Raw genomic sequence first — 714 nt, 5'->3', positions numbered from 1 at the left:
TGACCCGCTACCGCTATGACGTGATCCTCCGTAAGCGTCCGATCGCGGTGTTGTCGCTGGCGGAGGTGCCCCGAATCCGGTTCACCGACCGTGATGATCTGTTGTCGGTGGACAGCATGCTGGCCGGGGTGAAGGGTGGTTGTCTGCGGCTGACGCATATCCCCCATCTCGGATTGGTCGACGAAGTCCGTGCGGTAGATCAGCTCCGGACAGGACAGTCGCTCACCGCCAGTTCCGGCCGAATCGGGTCCGAGCAGATCCTGGTGTCCGGTGTTGATCGAGTCGGTGATGGTCTCCTTCCGGAGGATCTGTATGTCCTGGGTGAGGGACGGGGGTTCACCACCGCGGTGACGTGGTCGCCGCAACCGGGGTGTATGGAGGCGGTGTTCGTGGACTCCACGCTCGCGCGCGGCAAACAACTCACCGATGTGTTCGCGGCCTCGCCACCGGTGAAGGACCCCGCCCGCTACACCAACAATCCGCGAGCGAGCCTGCTGACAGCGGATGTGCGGCGGTTTGTGGCCGATCGGTTGCCGGAGTTCATGATCCCGGCCACGGTGATAGTGGTCGAGGCGATGCCGTTGACCCCGAACGGGAAACTCGACCGTGCGGCGTTACCGGACCCGCAGATCGTGTCCGGGGTGGCGTATCGGGCGCCGCGCTCGGAGCGGGAACGGGTGCTGGCGGGGCTGTTCGGTGAGGTCCTCGGCGTGG

The 714-nt window shown here is 65.4% G+C and carries 1 protein-coding gene; it reads left to right on the top strand.

The window, feature by feature from the left end; genetic code table 11:
• Positions 1-20 precede the first annotated feature (20 nt).
• On the top strand, positions 21-714 hold a 694-nt coding region (locus tag ACX4ZE_RS22900; RefSeq protein WP_480275533.1), incomplete at its 3' end, for an AMP-binding enzyme.

The organism is Nocardia sp. TBRC8007, assembly GCF_056629435.1.
The sequence above is the reverse complement of the archived record's forward strand: the minus strand, read 5'-3'. Positions and strand labels throughout refer to the sequence as shown.